The 303-nt window shown below is 31.7% G+C and carries 1 protein-coding gene; it reads right to left on the reverse strand.

Annotation, left to right across the window (positions count from 1 at the left end; all coding sequences use genetic code 11):
• Positions 1 to 21: 21 nt before the first annotated feature.
• Positions 22 to 303 (reverse strand): DUF1523 family protein (locus EII42_RS12725; protein ID WP_125172443.1); only part of this gene is annotated, 282 nt, incomplete at its 5' end.

The following is a 303-nucleotide window of genomic DNA, read 5'->3' on the forward strand; positions in this document are numbered from 1 at the left end:
TTATTATATAAAATTAGAAATTTAATCCTCGCTATCAAACCAACCACGCACGAATTGGATTGAGAAAAATAAAGTAATTAACAAGAACGCATAAAAAATATAAGCCAAAATGGAATGAGATGTTCCCGTATCTACATTTGCCTCTTTAACAGATACTGCATTACGGAATTCATCAAACATAACCAAACGCCAACCATAATACTTAATTTCTACTAACTTATTATCAACAGAAAAACTTTGTGCTTTTGCCTGTAAATCTGCTGAGCCAAATTTAAAATAAAATGGAAAGCTCCAGCGTGTATC

It is taken from the genome of Tessaracoccus sp. OH4464_COT-324, assembly GCF_003932855.1.
GTDB lineage: Bacteria > Actinomycetota > Actinomycetes > Propionibacteriales > Propionibacteriaceae > Arachnia.